Origin of the sequence: Mordavella massiliensis, from assembly GCF_016901695.1 — a bacterium.
Taxonomy (GTDB): domain Bacteria; phylum Bacillota; class Clostridia; order Lachnospirales; family Lachnospiraceae; genus Claveliimonas; species Claveliimonas massiliensis_A.
Genome location: NZ_JACJKS010000097.1, coordinates 1 through 280, shown reverse-complemented (window position 1 = coordinate 280; position 280 = coordinate 1). Strand labels below are relative to the sequence as shown.

Below are 280 nucleotides of genomic sequence, written 5' to 3'. Positions count from 1 at the left end.
GGCTGGAGCTGAGGGCCGTGATGCTGAATGTCAATGCGGGACACAGCCCCGGGCTGCTGGAGGCCTGCCAGACGCTGAAGGAGTACTCCCTGTACGTGGACAGGGTGCGAAGGCATGCGCAGGAGCTGCCGGTCGAGGAGGCAGTGGAGCGTGCGATCCGGGAATGCATCAGGGAGGGGATCCTGGCGGAGTTTCTGGAGAAGAACCGTGCGGAGGCGAGGAAGATGAGTATCTATGAATATGATCAGGAGAGACATATGAGGCAGGAGCGGGAGCAATC

At 60.7% G+C, this 280-nt stretch carries 1 pseudogene; it reads left to right on the top strand.

Annotation, left to right across the window (positions count from 1 at the left end):
- Nucleotides 1-20 precede the first annotated feature (20 nt).
- Nucleotides 21-280, top strand: a pseudogene (locus tag H6A20_RS13260) (hypothetical protein); the annotation flags it as partial.